The organism is Vibrio ziniensis (assembly GCF_011064285.1).
Classification (GTDB): Bacteria; Pseudomonadota; Gammaproteobacteria; order Enterobacterales; family Vibrionaceae; genus Vibrio; species Vibrio ziniensis.
The window spans coordinates 978,269-998,307 of sequence record NZ_CP049332.1 but is presented as its reverse complement, the minus strand read 5'-3'; the positions used below and the strand labels follow the sequence as shown (position 1 = coordinate 998,307).

14 protein-coding genes are annotated in these 20,039 nt (G+C 40.5%); 7 read left to right on the top strand and 7 right to left on the bottom strand.

Annotated features, from left to right (window positions below):
* The first annotated feature begins 90 nt into the window (after nt 1-90).
* The gene (locus tag G5S32_RS19370; RefSeq protein ID WP_165313790.1) at nt 91-1,395 is read left to right on the top strand and encodes an inosine/guanosine kinase; all 1,305 of its coding nucleotides are present in this window, start codon (nt 91-93) and stop codon (nt 1,393-1,395) included.
* Nucleotides 1,396-1,689: 294 nt separating this feature from the next.
* Entirely contained in the window at nt 1,690-3,423 is a 1,734-nt protein-coding gene (locus G5S32_RS19365) for an EAL domain-containing protein (RefSeq protein WP_165313789.1), read from the top strand.
* A 4-nt stretch (nt 3,424-3,427) separates the two neighbouring features.
* Here the strand turns inward: G5S32_RS19365 and G5S32_RS19360 are convergent, their stop codons facing one another.
* The 4 genes from G5S32_RS19360 to G5S32_RS19345 form a co-directional block, all read right to left on the bottom strand.
* The gene (locus G5S32_RS19360) at nt 3,428-5,392 is read right to left on the bottom strand and encodes an LTA synthase family protein (RefSeq protein ID WP_207621640.1); all 1,965 of its coding nucleotides are present in this window, start codon (nt 5,390-5,392) and stop codon (nt 3,428-3,430) included.
* A 227-nt stretch (nt 5,393-5,619) separates the two neighbouring features.
* Nucleotides 5,620-6,627: a S1 family peptidase gene (locus G5S32_RS19355; protein WP_165313788.1), complete on the bottom strand. Its 1,008-nt coding sequence runs from the start codon at nt 6,625-6,627 to the stop codon at nt 5,620-5,622.
* Between the two features lie 117 nt (nt 6,628-6,744).
* Entirely contained in the window at nt 6,745-7,878 is a 1,134-nt protein-coding gene (gene gcvT / locus G5S32_RS19350) for a glycine cleavage system aminomethyltransferase GcvT (protein WP_207621639.1), read from the bottom strand.
* A gap of 278 nt (nt 7,879-8,156) precedes the next feature.
* Nucleotides 8,157-8,780, bottom strand: a complete 624-nt coding sequence (locus G5S32_RS19345) for a helix-turn-helix domain-containing protein (protein WP_165313786.1) — start codon at nt 8,778-8,780, stop codon at nt 8,157-8,159.
* Nucleotides 8,781-9,365: 585 nt separating this feature from the next.
* Here G5S32_RS19345 and gcvH point away from each other — a divergent pair.
* A complete protein-coding gene (gene gcvH, locus G5S32_RS19340) occupies nt 9,366-9,746 on the top strand; it encodes a glycine cleavage system protein GcvH (protein ID WP_165313785.1) in 381 nt (126 codons plus the stop codon).
* 90 nt (nt 9,747-9,836) lie between these two features.
* The gene (gene gcvP, locus G5S32_RS19335) at nt 9,837-12,698 is read left to right on the top strand and encodes an aminomethyl-transferring glycine dehydrogenase (RefSeq protein ID WP_165313784.1); all 2,862 of its coding nucleotides are present in this window, start codon (nt 9,837-9,839) and stop codon (nt 12,696-12,698) included.
* 201 nt (nt 12,699-12,899) lie between these two features.
* On the opposite strand, the gene G5S32_RS19330 is transcribed toward gcvP, so the two are convergent.
* On the bottom strand, nt 12,900-13,859 hold the full coding sequence (locus G5S32_RS19330; protein WP_165313783.1) for a homocysteine S-methyltransferase family protein: 960 nt from the start codon (nt 13,857-13,859) through the stop codon (nt 12,900-12,902).
* A gap of 399 nt (nt 13,860-14,258) precedes the next feature.
* Between G5S32_RS19330 and G5S32_RS19325 the strand changes: the two genes are divergently transcribed.
* Nucleotides 14,259-16,148 carry a methyl-accepting chemotaxis protein gene (locus tag G5S32_RS19325; protein WP_165313782.1) on the top strand — a complete coding sequence of 630 codons (1,890 nt, stop codon included), beginning with the start codon at nt 14,259-14,261 and terminating at the stop codon, nt 16,146-16,148.
* Nucleotides 16,149-16,618: 470 nt separating this feature from the next.
* On the top strand, nt 16,619-18,139 hold the full coding sequence (locus tag G5S32_RS19320) for an EAL domain-containing protein (protein WP_165313781.1): 1,521 nt from the start codon (nt 16,619-16,621) through the stop codon (nt 18,137-18,139).
* Between the two features lie 239 nt (nt 18,140-18,378).
* Here the strand turns inward: G5S32_RS19320 and G5S32_RS19315 are convergent, their stop codons facing one another.
* On the bottom strand, nt 18,379-18,723 hold the full coding sequence (locus G5S32_RS19315) for a YajD family HNH nuclease (RefSeq protein WP_165313780.1): 345 nt from the start codon (nt 18,721-18,723) through the stop codon (nt 18,379-18,381).
* 234 nt (nt 18,724-18,957) lie between these two features.
* Between G5S32_RS19315 and G5S32_RS19310 the strand changes: the two genes are divergently transcribed.
* Nucleotides 18,958-19,500 carry a glutathione peroxidase gene (locus G5S32_RS19310; RefSeq protein WP_165313779.1) on the top strand — a complete coding sequence of 181 codons (543 nt, stop codon included), beginning with the start codon at nt 18,958-18,960 and terminating at the stop codon, nt 19,498-19,500.
* Nucleotides 19,501-19,555: 55 nt separating this feature from the next.
* Here G5S32_RS19310 and G5S32_RS19305 read toward each other — a convergent pair whose 3' ends face one another.
* Entirely contained in the window at nt 19,556-19,972 is a 417-nt protein-coding gene (locus G5S32_RS19305) for an EF-hand domain-containing protein (protein WP_165313778.1), read from the bottom strand.
* Nucleotides 19,973-20,039: the final 67 nt, after the last annotated feature.

Sequence of the window (20,039 nt, the reverse complement as noted above, 5' to 3'; positions counted from 1 at the left end):
AATAAAACCATTTCTCGTGTAATAAAATGAAAATATCAAAATAATTTTGTGATATTATGCACGAAATATTTCTATTGCCTAACAGTAAAGATGAAGTTTCCCGGACAGCGTAAATCTAAGCACTACTTTCCGACACATGCTCGAGATCCATTGCTTAATCATATTCAGCAAGCACCAAAGCTACACAGACCGACTATCGTCGGTGTAGGTCAAACAATTGTTGATATTGAAGCTCGAGTAAACGATGACTTCTTAGCCAAATACGACTTAAGTAAAGGCCACTCTCTTGTTCTTGAAGAGAACAAAGCGGATGCTTTGTATAAGGAGTTAGTTGAATTTGATTTGATCACCCATCAACACCCAGGTGATACTATTGGTAACACCCTTCATAACTACTCCGTACTCGCAGACAGTAAATCCGTACTCCTCGGCGTCATGTCAAAAAATATCGAAGTCGGATCATTTGCTTACCGTTACCTATGCAGAACTTCATCTCGTGTGAACTTGAATCATCTTCAAACTGTTGATGGTCCTATTGGTCGTTGTTATACGCTAATCACTGAAGATGGTGAACGTACATTTGCTATCAATGAAGGGCATATGAATAAACTACGCCCGGAAAGTATCCCAGAGCAAGTCTTCGAAAAAGCATCCGCACTTGTGGTTTCCTCTTATCTTATGCGTGGCAAGCCTGAAGACCCAATGCCAAAAGCGGTTGAACGCGCAATTGGACTGGCAAAAGCAAACAACATTCCAGTGGTCTTGACTCTAGGTACTAAATACGTAATTGAAGGTAACGAGAAATGGTGGCAAGAATTTCTTAAAGAAAATGTCACTATTGTTGCGATGAATGAAGAAGAAGGCGAAGCGTTAACAGGTGAAAAGGATCCGTTACTAGCATCAGATAAAGCATTGCAATGGGTTGATTTAGTGCTTTGCACCTCAGGTCCTGTTGGATTATTTATGGCTGGTTATACAGATGAATCAAGTAAAAGAGAAACTGAGTTACCTCTGCTTCCAGGCAATATTCCAGAATTCAATAAATACGAATTTAGCCGTGCAATGCGTAAAAATGATTGTGCAAGTCCAGTTAAAGTTTATTCGCATATTGGTCCATATCTTGGGGGTCCATTAGAAATTAAGAATACAAATGGCGCTGGTGATGGTGCTTTATCAGCACTGTTGCATGATATGGCAGCGAATAATTTCCATTTGGTCAATGTTCCTAATTCAGTTAAGCACGACCAACCATATTTAACCTATTCTTCTTTGTCTCAAGTATGTAAATACGCAAACCGTGTAAGTTATGAGGTATTAACACAACATTCTCCACGTTTGTCACGTTCTCTACCTGAGCGTGAAGACAGTCTAGAAGAAGCTTACTGGGAACGTTAATCACACTTCTCGTAGGTATAATTATGCGGCTCTTATAGCCGCATTTTTTATAGCTCTATAATCACGACTTTTGTCCATTACAAATGGACATATTTGTCATCAAAACTTGCGCTATAGCACGAATAGCAACAATCATTATTATCAATAATTGAATCAAAATTCAAATCACTCTACATTAAACCATTCATTAGATTTATTGATCTAATGCCTTTTGTTGATGTATTTCGAATTTAAGTTTCTTCCGCCAATATTTCTCTTTGTTTTAATAACGGTAGGTAGAGTTGGTATGTGGTTATGTCGTTAACACAAGATAAGTTGTCTGTGATAGAAAATGTCTTAGATGACACCTATTTGAAGCGTTTGATTCACATTTTCGACGTGTTCAAACACGGTGTGTTCTATATGGATGAACAAGGTTTAATGACATTTTATAATCCTGAGTTTTATCATCAATTCGGTTTCGAAAGCAAAACCATTGAGCTAACAGAATGGTTTGATATTGTTCATCCCTTAGATGCAACTTTACTTGACAGTCGAATCGGACAGCATATCGATGAAGGTGGCAACTTTGTTACTCAGTACCGCTTAAGAAAAGCCAACGGACAATACATATGGGTTGAAGGTGTCGCAACCGCAAAAACGATATGCGGACAAACGTTTATGATTGGCTGTCATCGTGATGTTTCAGACCAAAAGTTGATGGAGTCCTACTTACACCAGGCTGCATTTTTCGATAATGCTACCGGACTCTCAAATAAAGCTAAGCTGCTACACGATATCGAGACCATATCAAAAACGCAGAAAAACCAAGCCACTCTTATTTATATACAAATCGACGATATAAAAACGTATTTAAATCAATATGGCACGGATGTTCTTCAGCAAATTATAGAGCATTTGATGGATGCGCTTCGAGTACTTCCAGACAGTTCATGTGAGCATTATAGAGTCCGGACAGACGATTTTGCAGTACTATTGTTCGGCAACTATACCACCGGCGAACTGCAACACCTTTGCCGGAAAATTCTCAAACATTATGCCGAGTCTACTCTTGAGTATGGTAAATTGTATGGCGACAAAATCAGTATTGGTGTTTATCCGTATATCGATGCACAGTTAACGTCAAATGAATGTCTTGCCATCGCGTCTAGAACTTGCCAGTTTGCAAGTGAAAACAAAAGCTCGCGTATCGAAATTTATGCTGGTAAAACTCAGTACAGTGTTGATCGTTTCTTTTTTATAGAAAAGGAACTTAAAGAAGCCGTTCACTCACGCTCTCTTACTGTAAAATTCCAACCGATAATCAATGCTTCCAATGGAATGGTGGCTAGTTTTGAAGCACTCGTCAGATGGCGCTCAAAAGGTTACGGAGAAATATACCCCGATGAGTTTATCCCAATCGCGGAGAAGAAAGGATTAATCAACGAACTTGGATATCTAGTTTTCAGCAAAGCATGTGAATTTATTTATCAATATAACCAATCAAACAATACCAGTATACGCGTGAACGTAAACGTTTCTGTATTGCAACTCTTAGATACCAACTTTCCATCAAATCTATACACACTCGCGGTAAGTTCAGGGATCACGCCTAAATCCGTCATATTGGAGCTAACAGAAACGGTTATGCTCGATGGAAATAAGCACGCAATAAACCAAATTTACATACTTAGCAGTATGGGATTTTCTCTGTCATTAGATGATTTTGGTTCTGGTTATAGCTCAATCCACAGCCTTCTGAGTTTGCCATTAAAACAAATCAAAGTGGACAAAGTTATGACTACAAAATCGATGTCTAATGCAGCTTACGAGCAGTACTTGCAGTTCATTACTTATTTGTGTCGTTCAAAAGAGATAGACATCGTTTTTGAAGGAATTGAAGACCAGAGTATGTACAAAAAATATAAAGATATGGGAGCATCTTACTTTCAGGGATATTGGTTTTCTAAGCCATTAACTCTAGCGAGTGCTAGCCATTATACGTTACTTAGCACCAATATCCCCTCTAAAACTACAGTAACGACTTAAATTGCTATTGGCTAATGAAATAGCTCTGCTGGGCAGTGTAGTAGTTATTCTCGAATGCTAAATTTCCCCACATAGCGTTAGCGTGTGCTTTAGACACAACATCTTCTTTGACTGGTGCTGCAATTAATGAATCCTCTTTAGGATTATACAAATAAGTTGATATCCCCTTTTCAGGCTGTATAACGACAACCTGATTGTCTTGCGTCATCCAAGCGAAGTTTTTATCTCTCTGCATAATTGCTCGTTGCTTTTCTTTCGGCACAACCTTGGTTAAATCATGACCGATCATAGGATTTCTACTTTCAATTCCTGCCAGAGAAAGCAGTGTCGGAACTAAATCAATTTGGCTCACTAATCGGGTATCCAGCTGAGCTTCAATACCTCCACCAAAAATAACCGCTGGTATTCTAAAATGACCAATCGGAACAGGTAATGACCCAAATGTTCGTGCATCATGGTCAGCAATAACAGCAAAAACAGTATCATTCCAATAGGTTGATTTTTTTGCCTTTTCTATAAATTCACCTAAGGCATGATCAGCATATTTAACTGCATTTTCCACCGATTGTTTTGGTCCATCATTAGGTTCAATAACACCATCTGGATATTCAAAGGGACTATGATTAGAAGAAGTAAACACTAGGCTAAAAAACGGCTGCTTTTGTGCCGAAAATAGAGCAAATTGTTCATCTGCTTTGCTAAAAAGGTCTTGATCAGATGCTCCCCACGAACCAACAAATTTTGGAGAAACAAAAGTTGGAAAATCTTGCATATCGACAAAACCATTACCCAAGAAGAAGCTCTTCATGTTGTCAAAATGACTTTCTCCCCCATAAATAAATTGTGTATGGTACTTCCTTTCTTTTAGCAAATCCGCAACAGTAAAAAAGTTCGTCTGACTTTTACCAAGTTTAACCACTGAACGTGCTGGTGTAGGAGAAAAGCCTGTTGTTACGGCTTCAATACCACGAACAGAACGAGTGCCACTGGCATACATACGAGTAAACGCCCAGCCTTCCTTCATCAATTTATCTATGTTTGGAGACAAATCCCTACCGCCAAGACTTTTTACATACCGAGCGCCGTGGCTTTCCATTAATAGAATGACAATGTTTTTGTGTCGTCCTGTAAACATTGCATTATGGTTAACTAATGTGGGTTTGCTGGGGTCAAGAAAGACACTTGGCACGACATTCATTGACGATTGAACTTGCGCAATGATGTCTTTCTTATCCATTGGAGGGTAAAACTTAAATGCGCTCGCTTCTGAACCCATCTGCTTAGCAGCAAAGAGCATTGAGTAAGAGGAATTTAATGCTAAATCATTAATAAGTGGATCAGTAGAAAAAGCGACCATCGCTGGATTAAGAGGGCGATGATCGAACGTCGACCTTGCCCCAATCAAGCACAAGCTAACAAGAAAAACGGCTGTAACAGGCCGCCAATACCAACGCGGATAGTGTATATTGGCCGTAATTCTTTTACTCCACTTCCAACCGTATAGCAACGCCACAAAAGTGATAATCACACAGCTAAAGAGTTCGAATTTATACCCAGACCAAAGCATGCCGAACACTTCTTTAGGATAAATGAGATATTCAACAAATAGACGGTTTGGTCGCAGATCATATTCCATGATAAACGGCGGTGTCACAGCCTCCATGTAAACAACAAACCAAATACCCGCTGTAATCCATATGCGAAGCACCCAATTCCAGATACGCCCGACAAAATGTTCGCCTGAAATAAGTGATGCCAATAGTGCAGGAAGAATCAATAAATAAGATATCGAAGCAATATCAACACGCAAACCACTAAGGAGTATTTCATACCATCCTTGGGCTTCGACTACTCGCTCAAAATGCCATAGAGAAAGGCCGACGCGACTAATCATGAACAATGCGATTAGTAAACATGCAGTAGCAACTAATGGGTAAATTGGACCCAAAACATATTTAAGTTTTACCAAGTTATTTCTCTTATATATCAGTTACATTAATATATTAACATATCAATAATAATGTAAATTGTGCATGACACAGCGACTTACACAAGACCTAGTAAACCATCTAGTGAACTGGGCCGCACAATTAGATAGAGAGGGAACTATAAAAAAGGGGATGTGAAAAAAATGTCGTTATAACCTTAGCTACAGATCATAACGACATTTAGTATTGGAAAATATTAACTGATAATTTAGGCGTTGTAGTTTCTTCTAATGGCAACAAATAAGCTCATAAACACTAGAAACCATGACCCCAATGAACCACCATTGTCACTAGTGCTAGAAGAAGAGTCACTAATGCCCACATAGGCTAATCTTGTTGCTTCTGTTACAACATATTTCGCAGTCTCATCGCCTGCTAATACACTATCAATCCAGTCTGCATAGTTATATATTTCGGTAAAAACCGATGTAGCACTGTATCTTGAATCACCACAAAATGTTCCTGGGCCATAGCTAGTCAAACCAACTTGAATGTATTCTCCACCACTGTACCAATATAACGGACCGCCGGAATCACCTTGACAAGTGCTGGTTTCCAATCCATTAGATAAGCTTACTGCCCCTTCCATACATAGCTTAGTGTCAGTTATGTTGCCGTATTCACATGAACTGTTAGGAACGTATGACAACGTAGCCCGCTGAAGATAATCCACTTGATCGACGCCGGTTTCAGTATTGCCATGCCCAACAGCAACAAAAGATTCACTAACGTCTCGATAATCTGAGCCAGTTGAAGGCCGAATTGAATAATTGCTTTCACTAATAGTTAAGAGTTCTGATTCTAACTCCAAAATAGCTAAGTCATTGTTTAAACTTGAACTATCATAGTCATCTCGATAATAAATTTTTGCTACGCGTGTCTTTTCAGGAATGTTGTAAGGAAAATAGCTTTCGTACTGCAAGTTTGGAACCACAGTTGTAAATAGTGAATAAAGACTATTATCTGGATCGCTAGTATAGACACAGTGGGCAGCAGTCAGGATATGGGTAGAATCTAGTATTGTACCGCCACAATAGCTACCTTCGTAGTACGTACCATTGTAATCAATAAGGTCTATGAACAGGGCAGCGTAGGAAGAGAAAGTCGTAATATTGGCATAAGAACCATTCACGATATAGGACTGGTAGTCTTCAGCAGCACTCACCTGATAACTGGCAGCAATGATTGCTAAAAGCGAAGCAAATCTACGTTTCATAGCAAGAATCCGTTATTTACATTAATCCATAATAATTTAAGCCCATTACTGTAAATAAAAAAAAGCCGTAAGAATAGACTTACAGCTTCTAAGACAAAACTATTTACTTAACTTTACCTAGCCTCGGTAATATCTTTGCGACACAAACGGCATTTTCTCTACCTGCATAGGTAGCATTTTTCCACGAACCTCTGCAAATACTTGTGTCCCTATTACCGAGAATTCAGAACGAACATATGCCATAGATACTGGTTTTTCGGCAGTTGGTCCTGCCGTACCACTAGTAACGATACCAATTTGTTGCCCTTCAGCATCAAACAGTTCAGTGCCTTCTCGTACTGGGGCTTTGGTTTGACCCACTAACCCAACACGTTTACGAGCAACATCCTTAGTCACTATCTGATTTAAAATAATATCGGCGCCAGGGAAACCGCCTTCACGAACACCACCCGTGCGACGTACTGGCTGAATAGCCCATAATAAGCTTGCTTCAACTGGCGTGGTCGTTGTATCCAAATCGTGTCCGTACAAACATAAACCGCACTCTAATCGAAGCGAGTCACGCGCTCCCAAACCAATCCATTCAACTTCATCAAACGAAGTCAGTTTGCGAGCTAAATCTTGAGCTTTATCCGCTGGTACAGAGATTTCGTAACCATCTTCACCTGTGTATCCGCTGCGACTAACAATGCATTCAATACCATCAATAATGATTTGTTGAATATCCATAAACAGCATGTCAGCAACAGCAGGCTGTAGACGAGCTAAAACTTCAGCTGCTTTAGGTCCCTGCAATGCTAATAGCGCTCTGTCGTCGATGATTTCAAGCTCGACGCCTGATGGTAGATGCGCTTGCAAATGATCGATATCCTGTTCTTTACATGCTGCGTTAACAACAACGAACAAATGATCACCCAAATTAGCAACCATTAGGTCGTCTAAAATTCCGCCCTGTTCGTTAGTAAAAAAGGCATAACGTTGTTTGCCTACTGGTAGGTCAACAACATCTACAGGAACTAAAGTTTCTAGCGCTTGTGCAGCGGCTTCACCATGCAGGCGAAGCTGCCCCATGTGAGATACATCGAACAGCCCCGCAGCTTCACGAGTATGTAAGTGCTCTTTCTTTACGCCTAGCGAATATTGAACAGGCATATCGTAGCCTGCGAAAGGAACCATCTTAGCGCCTACTTCTATATGTAGGGCGTGTAGAGGTGTAACCAAAAGTTCCTGAGTCGCATGTTCTTGAGTCATTTTATTCTCCATTTTGCCAAGCTCTTATATCCAGAGTTAGCCATCTCAAAAGCAAAAGTTCCATCAAGCGGAAACCAAGTTTCCAATAATAAACAAGAATGCGCCTGTTTTAGCCGTTTAACAAGTTTCAAACAGTGACCAAAGTCAAACTTAACAACTCAATCACATTATCCATACTCAATAAAAAAGCCGCATTGTGTCATTAAACATCAATGCGGCGTATTTTTCTTCAAATAAAAACAAAATGCAAACGTTTGCCTTCACTATAGGAAACTTACTTATTTAGAGGTTACCCAAAGAATATGTGCGTCTTCTTCACTCAGTGACACTAACATATGTCCCATATTGGCATCGTAATAAACACTATCACCCTCTTCTAAGCGAACTGGTTCATAAAACTCACTGTAGAACATAACGACACCTTCAAGGATGAGCAGAAACTCTTCGCCATCGTGGCGAACCCAGTCACCATACTCATCAAAAGCTCGAGCTCGAACACGGCTTTTAAACGGCATCATTTTCTTATTTGAGAGTTGTGTCGCTAATAGCTCATGCTCGTAGGTTTGTGTTGGGTGCGGTTTACCCGCGGAGTTTCTAGTAATATCCCTTCGCCCAGTTGCCAGAATTTTCTTAGGCGGTTCAAATAATTGTGGCATATCTATTTGCAGACCATGCGCTAATTTTTGCATAGCCTGAAACGTCGGTGAAATCTGTTCGTTTTCGATTTTGCTTAGAGTAGACCGTGCTAGACCAGTTCTATTACTTGCTTCTTCTAATGTTATGCCTAACTTAGTACGAATATCTTTAATACGTTGTCCGAGCTTTAACGGCTCTATATTTTGTTCACTTGCTTCTTTGGCAAGTATCATTGATGGGTACTCATCATAAATGTCTTCTGACATGCTTTCCCTCTAATGAATAGCATTCCTGTATTTGAAAATCATTGTTGCACAAAGATGTCGTCCCCTTAAAGAGTACGTACAGAAATAAAGCGTGCTTTAGATAACAAAAACATTACCTATGTTTCCTATAGGAAATTTTTCATTGATTGTTGTCACACCAGAGAGTATGTTACTGGCTTGTTAGCCATACTACTTTTCGCATCATCATTAGATTGTGGTCGCACTAAAGATTGTTAACTAACGAAAGGCTAATTAGGTATCCAAGTTCGGAGTGCAAATCTCAATGCATAAACTAAAACTAAGAGCGCACGAGATTAGACGATACCTTTAGCCCAAATTGATATAGTAAAAATCTCTATTTGCACCAGAGATGCCTATCATTACTTTTGATGTGAATTTGATACATCAGTCGTAATAAATAGGTTTAAGCTGTTTAGGATTTGAAATCGTTGTTGATTGGGTCTATCTAAAAAGTCTGTCAGCAACAAAACATTGAATGAAGCTGTGAGATTGGATGAGACACTAAATCGTAAGTACACATTCAATCAGCGGCAACAGTTTGGATATTTTTTTGGAGAATTAGCAATGGACAATACACTGAAGTTTACAGAAAGCCATGAATGGGTTCGTGACAACGGTGATGGCACTGTAACTATCGGCATTTCTGAACATGCTCAAGAAATGTTGGGTGATGTCGTTTTCGTTGAACTACCAGAAGTCGATACTGAAATTGATGCTGGCGACAGCTTTTCTCTTGTTGAATCAGTAAAAGCAGCTTCTGACATCTACGCACCAGTTTCAGGTGTTATCGTAGAAGTGAACGAAGAGCTACAAGACAGCCCTGAGCTTATCAACGAAGAGTCTTATGAAGGTGGCTGGATTGTTAAAGTAAAAATGTCTGATCCAGCAGAACTTGATGACCTTAAAGATGCCGAAGAGTATCTGAACTCAATCGAAGAAGACTAATTTATACAACAGGAAAGCTGTCCATTTGGGGCAGCTTTTTTCAAAGCCACGTTATCGAGTTGTCTCGTGGTTTTAGAAGGTAAAGGGAAAATGACTGAATTACTTCATAGCCTAAGCACACAAAATGAATTTGTTGCTCGACACAATGGTCCTAATCTTAACGATCAAGCAAAAATGCTTGCAACCATTAAAGCAGAAAGCTTAAACGCACTTATCGCAGAAACTGTTCCAGCAAGCATTCGTCTTGAGTCTCCAATTAAGCTTGCTCCAGCAAAAAGTGAAGCAGACATGCTTACCGCAATGCGTGTATTCGCAGAGCAAAACCAAGTTAAAAGAACATTCATCGGTCAGGGTTATTACAACACGTTCACCCCAAACGTAATCCTACGTAACGTGCTTGAGAACCCAGGCTGGTACACTGCTTACACGCCATACCAACCAGAAATTTCGCAAGGTCGCCTAGAGTCATTGTTGAACTACCAACAAATGGTGATGGACCTAACGGCTATGGACATCGCGAACGCTTCTCTACTTGACGAAGCAACAGCGGCAGCAGAAGCAATGACACTATGTCAACGCGCGGGTAAAAGTAAAAGCAACCGCTTCTTCGTAGCAGATGACGTACATCCGCAAACTATCGAAGTGGTGAAGACTCGCGCAGAATTCTTTGGTTTTGAAGTTATTATCGGCGCAATCGATTGCCTTTCTGAGCAAGATGTGTTCGGTGCCCTACTTCAGTACCCTAGCACGACAGGCGAAGTTCGTGACTTAACCGATATCATCGAAAAAGCTCACGTAAACAAAACGCTAGTCACTGTAGCAACGGATCTACTTGCAAGCGCACTACTGAAACCAGCGGGTGAGATGGGTGCTGACGTTGTGATCGGTTCGGCTCAACGCTTTGGTGTCCCTATGGGTTACGGTGGTCCACACGCCGCATTCATGGCAACTCGCGAAGCTTATAAGCGTACAATGCCAGGTCGCGTAATCGGTGTATCTATCGATAGCAAAGGTAATCAAGCCCTTCGTATGGCGATGCAAACTCGTGAACAGCACATTCGCCGCGAGAAAGCGACATCGAACATTTGTACTGCTCAGGCTCTATTAGCAAACATGGCTTCTTTCTACGCTGTATATCATGGCGCAGAAGGTCTATTGAAGATTGCTCGTCGTACTCATCACCTAACCGCTATCTTAGCTGCAGGTTTAACAAAATCTGGTTATGAGTTAGCACACAATTGCTTTTTCGATACCATCGCTATCAACACTGCTAGCAATACTGAAGCGCTTTATCAGAAATCTCAACAAGCTGATATCAACTTACGCAAATTGTCAACACAGCTTGGTATTAGCTTAGACGAGACAACAACTCTAGCCGATATTGAAGCACTGTTTGCTATCTTTGATGTAAAAGAAGACATCACTGCGATTTCAAACACAATCGCAAATAACGAATTCGCGGCAATCCCAGAGAACTGTCGCCGTACTTCTAAATATCTGACTCACCCAGTGTTTAACACACACCACAGTGAAACTCAGATGATGCGTTATTTGAAGAAGCTTGAAAATAAAGACTTTTCACTAACCCACGGTATGATTCCGCTCGGCAGCTGTACAATGAAATTGAACGCTGCAGCTGAAATGATTCCTGTGACTTGGCCAGAATTTGGTGCTCTTCACCCATTTGCACCGAAAGCACAAGCAGCCGGTTACACAGCTTTAGCTAAGGATCTAAAAGAGAAGCTATGTGAGATCACGGGCTACGATGCGTTTTCTCTTCAACCGAACTCAGGTGCTTCTGGCGAATATGCGGGCTTACTAGCGATTCAACGTTACCACCAAAGCCGTGGTGAAGGTCATCGCAATGTGTGTTTGATCCCAAGCTCAGCACACGGTACTAACCCAGCAACTGCTTCAATGGTTTCTTTGAAAGTTGTTGTGGTTAAATGTGATGACAACGGAAACATCGATTTAGTGGATCTTGCGGATAAGATTGAAAAACACAAAGACAGTCTATCTAGCATCATGATCACTTACCCTTCGACACACGGTGTTTATGAAGAGCAAGTACGTGAAGTTTGCGATATGGTACACGCAGCAGGCGGTCAAGTTTACCTAGATGGCGCAAACATGAACGCGCAAGTTGGTTTAACTTCACCGGGCTTCATCGGTTCTGACGTTTCACACTTAAACCTTCACAAGACGTTCTGTATTCCACATGGCGGCGGCGGTCCAGGCATGGGGCCAATTGGCGTTAAGTCTCACTTAGCACCATTCCTACCAGGTCATATTGAAGGTGGCGTTGAAGGTACAGCTTATGCGGTTTCTGCAGCAGATATCGGCAGTGCATCTATTCTTCCTATCTCATGGGCATACATTGCTATGATGGGTACAGAAGGTTTAACAGAAGCAACAAAAGTAGCGATTCTAAACGCTAACTATGTGATGGAACGTCTACGCCCTCACTACCCAGTTCTTTACCGTGGTACGAATGGTCGTGTAGCGCATGAATGTATTATCGATATTCGTCCGCTAAAAGAAGAGACAGGCATTAGCGAAGAAGACATCGCGAAGCGTTTAATGGACTACGGTTTCCACGCGCCAACAATGTCGTTCCCAGTTGCAGGTACTTTGATGGTTGAGCCAACTGAATCTGAAGATTTGGCAGAGCTAGACCGTTTCTGTGATGCCATGATCGCTATTCGTGAAGAGATCAATCAAGTACATGCTGGCAATTGGCCATTGGAAAACAACCCATTGGTAAATGCTCCGCACACACAAGTTGACCTATCAAGCACAGAATGGGATCACCCCTATTCACGTGAAGTTGCTTGCTTCCCGAGCAAGCAAACGAAAGACTCTAAATACTGGCCAACAGTAAACCGTGTCGATAACGTGTATGGCGACCGTAACCTGATCTGTTCTTGCCCGAGCATCGATAGCTACGAGTAATCAAATCTGACTTTGAAAGGTCATATCAAGTCGGAAACAAACTTAGATATGACTCAATGATAAAAAGCGAACCTTGGGTTCGCTTTTTTACTTTTAGAGTATGTGTAATACCATTCTGGAAAATTTCCTGATCAGTGAATGAGCGTTAATAAGCAAACCCTTACATATTTGCTTATTGAAACACTGGTGGAACCACCCTAATTACCTATTGAGAAATATAGGTAAGCAAGTCGAGACGATATGGTCAATGTGGCGATGATCAGTTCCACAACAGCCACCTACAACGTTAACACCTCTAAGCTGATTTTTCAGCAATTCTGCATAATTTCTCGCCAATTCTATTGGGTCCCCATCATCAAGATCTTCACTCTCATTCAATTCTGCATGACTCAGCTTCGATGCGTTTGCTCGTAAGCCTCGAATCCGATTAACCCATGTATCCTGCGTATTCACCGCAAACTGGAAGTGTTCTGGATGAGCGCAGTTAATCATGTAATAAGCCACATATGAATCCGTAGACGAATCAACCTTCATGATAGCTTCAGAAAGCGTCTCTCCAGATGGAAGACATCCGTCGGTTTCTACGGTGAAAGAGATCGCTACGGGTATACGTCGCTTTTTAGCAGCCTTAGCAATCCCAATAGCTTCCTTCGAATAAGTCAGTGTTAAAGCTGTCACCATATCTACGTGATCTTCAGAAAAAGTTTGAATCTGGAAATCATGGTAGTCTTGTGCCTCTTCAGAGGACATCAACTCATTAGCAACGTAACCATCACCTCTTGGGCCGATACAGCCACTGATGACAATGGGAGTATCTGCAGATTGATATTGTTTACGCACTTCCAACAAAAGACTTACTGCTTTTCTATTTTCCCTCTCAAGTTGCGCCAAATCATACCCTAGCAAACCTCCCCAATAGGGATTAGAACGCCATGTAGGTGTTTCTAAAATAAGGCCAACTTTGTGCTTTCTTGCTATCTCTGCATAGGAGTTAAAATATTTGCGTAGTGCTCGCCTTCCATCATCCGACTGCAGTAACAGAAATGCTGCAAAATAAGGAAGATCGCAATTGTCTAAATAAATAAGTGTGGTTTCTAATCCGCCATCAGTCATAAAGAAATCATTCTTAAGCTGAGGCAATGCATGTCGATATTCTGCCATATCAACCTCCTAACATATTGCCTTAGATACTCGATTAAGAGCTAACCACTAGACTGACGCGTTAAATTTTATATATTTATCAGAAGATTAAATTAAACCATCGATAAAATAATTGCTTTATAGCCACCTTCCAAACCATTTCTCTAATTTTAGACCTCAATTGCCTATAACAATTAATATTATTTTTATTAACCCCTTTAACGAATCATCGAATCACAAAAACTCTATCAACACATATGGCTAAAATGCTTCCATGTCCGGTGCATGGAGAGTTAACCAAACGCACAAAACTCACTAATAAAAAAACAAACGGCATACATCATTCATATAATTGTTATAGAGTGATAAATCATTAAAACAAATAATTACTTATCCTAAGCAATGTAAGGAATGAAACCTATGAGTCTGACGCTTAAAACAAAGGTCTTATTATCTACACTCATTGCTATCGCCATTACCGCAATAGCATTGGTTATCGTGAGTTTTCAGTCCAGTAAAGAAGAGAGTTGGAAAAGCATCTATAGTGAAAGCCACAACACACTAAAGGCATATAGCGGTGGAATCAGTGATTGGTTTAATGATAAACAACAGGCCGTTGAAGGCATGAAAAATGAGATTACCGCTAACCCCGATATAGAGCTAGTTCCTCATCTTCGTCAACTCATGACTTCAGGTGGATTTGGTCTCAGCTACTATGGTAATGAACAAGGTGAAATGTTTAGGCAAGATCCTTCACTCAACACCGCTGGTTATGATCCTCGAGTTAGAGATTGGTATAAACTTGCAATGCAAGAAAAGCAAGCTGTCACTACTGAACCGTACGTTAGCGTTACAATGAAGTCACTGGTAGTAACTCTGGCTTCTCCAGTCATAGTTAATGGCAAAATCATAGGAGTTGTCGGCTCAAATTTGGCACTAAATAAGCTGGCGTCAGATATACTATCAATTGCCGTTCCGGGTAATGGCTATGCTTTTTTAGTCAATGCCAAAGGTAATATTATTGCCCACAATGATTCAAAATTGGTTCTAAAACCCATTACGGATATCCACCCGAATCTCACTTGGGATGAACTTAAAAAGTCGATTGATAACCGCTCACAGTTTGAAATTCAGCTAGAAGGTCGAACAAAGATCCTTGTTAGTGAACCAATCGCTCATACGAACTGGGTGTTAGTCATGGTTCTGGATAAGAAAACCTTAGAAGAACCGATCCAAGCCACCTTATTACATCAGTTGTTAATAGCAGCAGGAATTTTAATCGTACTTGGACTTATTGCCTCTACGGTTGTTGCAAGGCAGCTCAAGGGGCTGTCCCAAATTACCCTTGCCTTGACCGATATAGCAGAAGGGAATGGCGACCTTACTCAACGACTCGATGTCAACAGCAAAGACGAAGTGGGTATTTTAGCGGAAAAATTCAATAAGTTTGTGGACAGTTTACATACCATTATGTTGAACGTTCGTGATATCACGTTATCCATCAACAAAAATGCAGATCATTCAGCAAAATCTGCGTCAACACGCAGCTCACGAGTGGGAATGCAACAAGACGAAATTACAATGGTCGCAACCGCGGTAACCGAAATGGCAGCGGCAACAGCCGAGATAGCAAACAACGCCGAGAATACCGCCATAAGTGCCAATCAATCCGTTACACTTGGTCAGCATGGTTATGAACAAATGCAAAAAAGCATTCGTTCAATCAATCAGTTGGCATCGGAACTTAATAGTTCTGCCAAAATTATCGGCGACCTTGAAAACCATACCCATGAAATATCAACTATCCTCTCTACCATTCGTTCGATTGCTGAACAAACAAACTTACTAGCCCTCAACGCAGCCATAGAAGCCGCCCGTGCCGGAGAGCATGGCCGTGGTTTTGCTGTTGTTGCAGACGAAGTAAGAGTACTGTCGCAAAGAACACATCAATCTACTGAAGAGATACAATCAAAAATCGAAGGATTACAGAGAGTGACGGGGGATGCAGTTTCAGCCATGACTCACAGCCATTCATTAGTCACTACCAGCGTTAATGATGTTCAACACATGGGAGATCAATTGCAGGAAATTAGTAAAGCAATAAGCATGATTAGTGACATGGCGACTCAAATTGCGTCTGCTGCGGAGGAACAGTCTTTAGTCACCTCAGAAATTAATACCAATACGGAATCCGTACGTGAGCTGAGCAACGGCCTCGCCCAAGATGCAATAGCTGGCGAAAATGAAGCACACGCTTTAAGAGACTTAGTTGTTCAGCTAGAAACGCAAATCGGACGCTTTAAAATCTGATAGAAGCTATCGTTCTAAATCGCGCATAAATTTATCTCAATTTTATGCGCGTTTATTTTGTTTTGATTTGATTTCAGACTGAAATAAAAACGGTGAGGATGTAGGCAACAAACTTAGCTCAATGATGAAATTAGCGGGAGAATGATTCAACAGTAGTACTGACTGACAGTAAGATTGTCATAATAGGAGTCACCCGCCATTCCCAGCCAATATTTCAATATTATAAGTTCACGCTAAGGCCAAATCGAAACCTCTTGATGTTCAAATATTATCCACCCTGTCATATTCGACGTCATAAAGATCCTGCTTATCACTGAACTTTCAGACTAAAAAGCTCTAATTTGAATAGCATCACGGAAATACTTCATCCAATCATAGACTAAGTGAATATCTTCGCGCTAATGTCATACAGTGTTCTTCAAACATTTACTGTTAAGAATTCGAGTATTTATTCCAAGGAAGATTGATTTGTGAGCATATTGAAAACGAGATTGGTGCTGTGCTGTATTTTCACATTGTCTTTCATAGTGTCGCTTTTGATAGCAACGCTGTTTTCCTACGAATTACAAAAGTTAGAACAAGAAGATTTCGCCACAGAGGTCTTAGAAAGCGCTGAAACTGTTACTTCTCAGTTGGTAACCGTACTCTCTACTTCCAATAAATTGCCAAATTTCCAATGTACAAAAAGTAACATCAACAAATTGAGAGAACTTGTTCAACAGAATACTGAAATTTTCGATGCAGGATACATTATCGATAATACTGTGTATTGCACCGCTAACTGGGGAGCGATCGAACCAACGGAGATCCAAGCACAACGCTTAGGTGAACAGAATGGTTATCAGTTTTACTCAGATGAAACAAATTTGTACCACATAACCCAGCGCTACAATATTACAGTAAAAGGCAATTTTTTTGCCGTAAACATTACGACCCCCTACTCATTCCAGTTAAAAAAACTCCCTGTGTATCATTTTAAGATATACTCCAGCGTTTCAGACTTTGTGTTTGATACTTACTCACCCAAAGTGAGTTCAAGTAGTTTCCTTTCTTTAGTTCTTGAAACCAATATCTGTAGTGACCATTACGGGTATTGCGTAAAAACAGTAAACTCAAATGCAGGACTGACCTTTTACAGCCTCCGCACCAAACTCATCGTATTTCTAATTGTACTCACATTCTGTTACTTAATTACCCATCTAGCTAAGTTAGTGCTGGCAAACAGACAAACCATTGAAGCTCGCTTTAGAAAAGCGCTTGTAGATGGTTCTCTTTTTATGGAATACCAGCCAATAGTGAACATACAGAATGGAAAAATTGAAGCTGTAGAAAGTTTAGTAAGATGGACAGATGAAGTATACGGACGCGTTTCACCGGATCTGTTCATCAATATTGCAGAAAAATTGTCTTTGTATCCTGATTTGGCTCATTTCACTGCTAAGCGTTCAATAAACGAGATCGCACCAATACTGCGTAAGGATCCAACATTCGCATTGTGTATTAACATTGGCAGCTACGAAATATTAGATGATGAATTCTTGTCTTTTCTTGATCACGTAGTGACCAAGACGGCCGTTAATCCTAACCAGATTAAAATAGAAATAACAGAGAGAATTAACGTCGACCTTTGTTCTTTGGCTGATTTTTCAGACCGAGCTCGCTCGTTAGGCTTTATGGTAGTACTCGATGATTTTGGTACTGGCGTGTCCAACTTAGTTTGGCTAACGGAAGTCAACTTTGATTATATAAAAATCGATCGCGTATTCGTAAATGCGTTAAATTTTGACATTAAGAAAGGGATGGCTAGTGCGATTATGGACTTAGTCGCTAGTTTAGGTAAAGACGTGGTATTTGAAGGAGTAGAGACTGAGCGCGAATATAACATGATCAAAGAGCACTGTTTCACTGGCTACGTACAAGGCTGGTATTTCTATCGTTCTCTTCCATTAGATGAGTTACTGACAGTCCTCCAAAATAAAAGCTGCATATAACAACAAATACTTATAAACAATCTATCGAAGGTTATTTATTAGATGGACTATATTGCCCTTTGTTAACTGCATGATTTTGCTCATAGTCCACATCACAATGTAAACCTCCCCTAAACTAGCAGCATTACTTTCAAAGCTATGTCTTCTGACTTGAGTAACCTTTAAGGGCAATATATATCTTAATGAAACTTTGGGGTGTTGAGGCAGTGCATATGCTATTGAACACCGCAAAACCTGAATTATTTCTTCATCATCTTCGCTAAGTCAGCAAACGGATTATATGTAGCTCCTCGATGTTCATCTTCACCGGGCTTGATTTCGCTGCCGTAACGTTCATGTTCTAGGTACTTACTATGTTCATGATCGTGACAATAGAGACACAATAACTCCCAGTTACTTCCATCTTCTGGATTATTAGTGTGGTCATGATCTTTGTGATGAACTGTTAATTCACGTAGATTTGAATATACAAACTCTCGTGCGCACCTCCCGCATACCCAAGGATAAAGTTTAAGTGCTTTCTCTCTATAATCGGCTTCCTTGCGTGCATAACTAGCACTCGTTCCGTAATAGTCTGATGACATATTGGTATTCCACAGTGTAATAACCTTTGATGCTACCACGATCATTGGTTGAAAATGGTGACCAATATTATACCTAGGGCTATAACCATGCCAACATTACAATTGCACACAATATAATTGTGCGATATCTTAATGCAGTAAAACTTAACTAAACTTGAAGTTTTGGCTGTTGCCGCTACAACTTCTTATAGAAATCTAGAAAAAATACTTCAACTGGAATACAAGGACAGAATAATGAGCTCAATTTACGATATTGAATTAGTGACAATTGAAGGCAAACAACAAAAATTGGCTGATTTTAAAGGCAAAGCATTGCTTATCGTTAACACTGCATCTGAATGTGGTTTAACGCCACAATACGAAGGTTTAGAGAACCTTTACCAAGCTAAGAAAGACAGTGGCTTGGAAATTTTGGGATTCCCATGTAACCAATTTGGCGCGCAAGAACCAGGTCAAGAAGCAGATATCCAGTCTTTCTGCTCTACGCGCTTTGGTGTGACGTTCCCGCTGTTTAGCAAAATCGAAGTTAATGGTGAAGGTCGTCATCCACTTTATCAACAACTGTTCTCAGCTCAACCAGAGCGCACTACTGCACCTGACAGCGGCTTTGTTGCAAAACTTAAAGGTTATGGTATCGAAGCAAAAGAAGGTGATATCTTGTGGAACTTTGAAAAGTTCCTCGTAAGTAAAGATGGTGAAGTGATTGGTCATTTCGCACCTGATATGGCACCAAATCACGAAATTCTATCTAAAGCGATTGAAAAAGCGCTAGCTTAATTTCGTACTATCTGCCGCCCCATATTAGCCTTTTCAGGGCGGCAGACACACCTATTTAATTACTTTTGTTGCCGTCACTTTGATTCTTTGATTTGTTACGATTGGTGTTTTCTTCTTTATACATTTTCATATTACTCATTCCGTTATCCGGATTTAAGTAACGATTATGAGCCGCAAACTCTTCTTGAGTAATCACCCCGTCTTTGTTTTTGTCATAGGAAGCGAAAGCACTTACTGAATCCTTTCTGTTCATTTGTTTAGCTGAAGATGCTGAACCTTTTGCTTGTTTCATCGGCATAGACGAACGATATGCATCCAACTCAGAAACACTGATCACTCCATCTCCATCTGTATCAACACTTTCGAATGACGGCATAGTTCTTACTGGCCTAGTGTCCGTTTCCACACTTCCAGTACTACTGAAAGAGACTATGCTCGCACCTATTAGTATTCCTACACTTAGTTTGTTCATAGTTATGTCCTACTCGTGACTAACGACACTTTAATCATAGAGCAGTTAACAGCAACTGTAGTGGTAT

Excerpts from the sequence above, each read along its gene's own strand:
- G5S32_RS19325 (WP_165313782.1), top strand. The coding sequence starts at position 14,259 with ATGAGTCTGACGCTTAAAACAAAGGTCTTATTATCTACACTCATTGCT.
- G5S32_RS19355 (WP_165313788.1), bottom strand. The coding sequence starts at position 6,627 with ATGAAACGTAGATTTGCTTCGCTTTTAGCAATCATTGCTGCCAGTTAT.
- G5S32_RS19330 (WP_165313783.1), bottom strand. The coding sequence starts at position 13,859 with ATGGCAGAATATCGACATGCATTGCCTCAGCTTAAGAATGATTTCTTT.
- G5S32_RS19370 (WP_165313790.1), top strand. The coding sequence starts at position 91 with ATGAAGTTTCCCGGACAGCGTAAATCTAAGCACTACTTTCCGACACAT.
- G5S32_RS19305 (WP_165313778.1), bottom strand. The coding sequence starts at position 19,972 with ATGAACAAACTAAGTGTAGGAATACTAATAGGTGCGAGCATAGTCTCT.
- G5S32_RS19310 (WP_165313779.1), top strand. The coding sequence starts at position 18,958 with ATGAGCTCAATTTACGATATTGAATTAGTGACAATTGAAGGCAAACAA.
- gcvT (WP_207621639.1), bottom strand. The coding sequence starts at position 7,878 with ATGACTCAAGAACATGCGACTCAGGAACTTTTGGTTACACCTCTACAC.
- G5S32_RS19345 (WP_165313786.1), bottom strand. The coding sequence starts at position 8,780 with ATGTCAGAAGACATTTATGATGAGTACCCATCAATGATACTTGCCAAA.
- G5S32_RS19365 (WP_165313789.1), top strand. The coding sequence starts at position 1,690 with ATGTCGTTAACACAAGATAAGTTGTCTGTGATAGAAAATGTCTTAGAT.
- gcvH (WP_165313785.1), top strand. The coding sequence starts at position 9,366 with ATGGACAATACACTGAAGTTTACAGAAAGCCATGAATGGGTTCGTGAC.
- gcvP (WP_165313784.1), top strand. The coding sequence starts at position 9,837 with ATGACTGAATTACTTCATAGCCTAAGCACACAAAATGAATTTGTTGCT.
- G5S32_RS19315 (WP_165313780.1), bottom strand. The coding sequence starts at position 18,723 with ATGTCATCAGACTATTACGGAACGAGTGCTAGTTATGCACGCAAGGAA.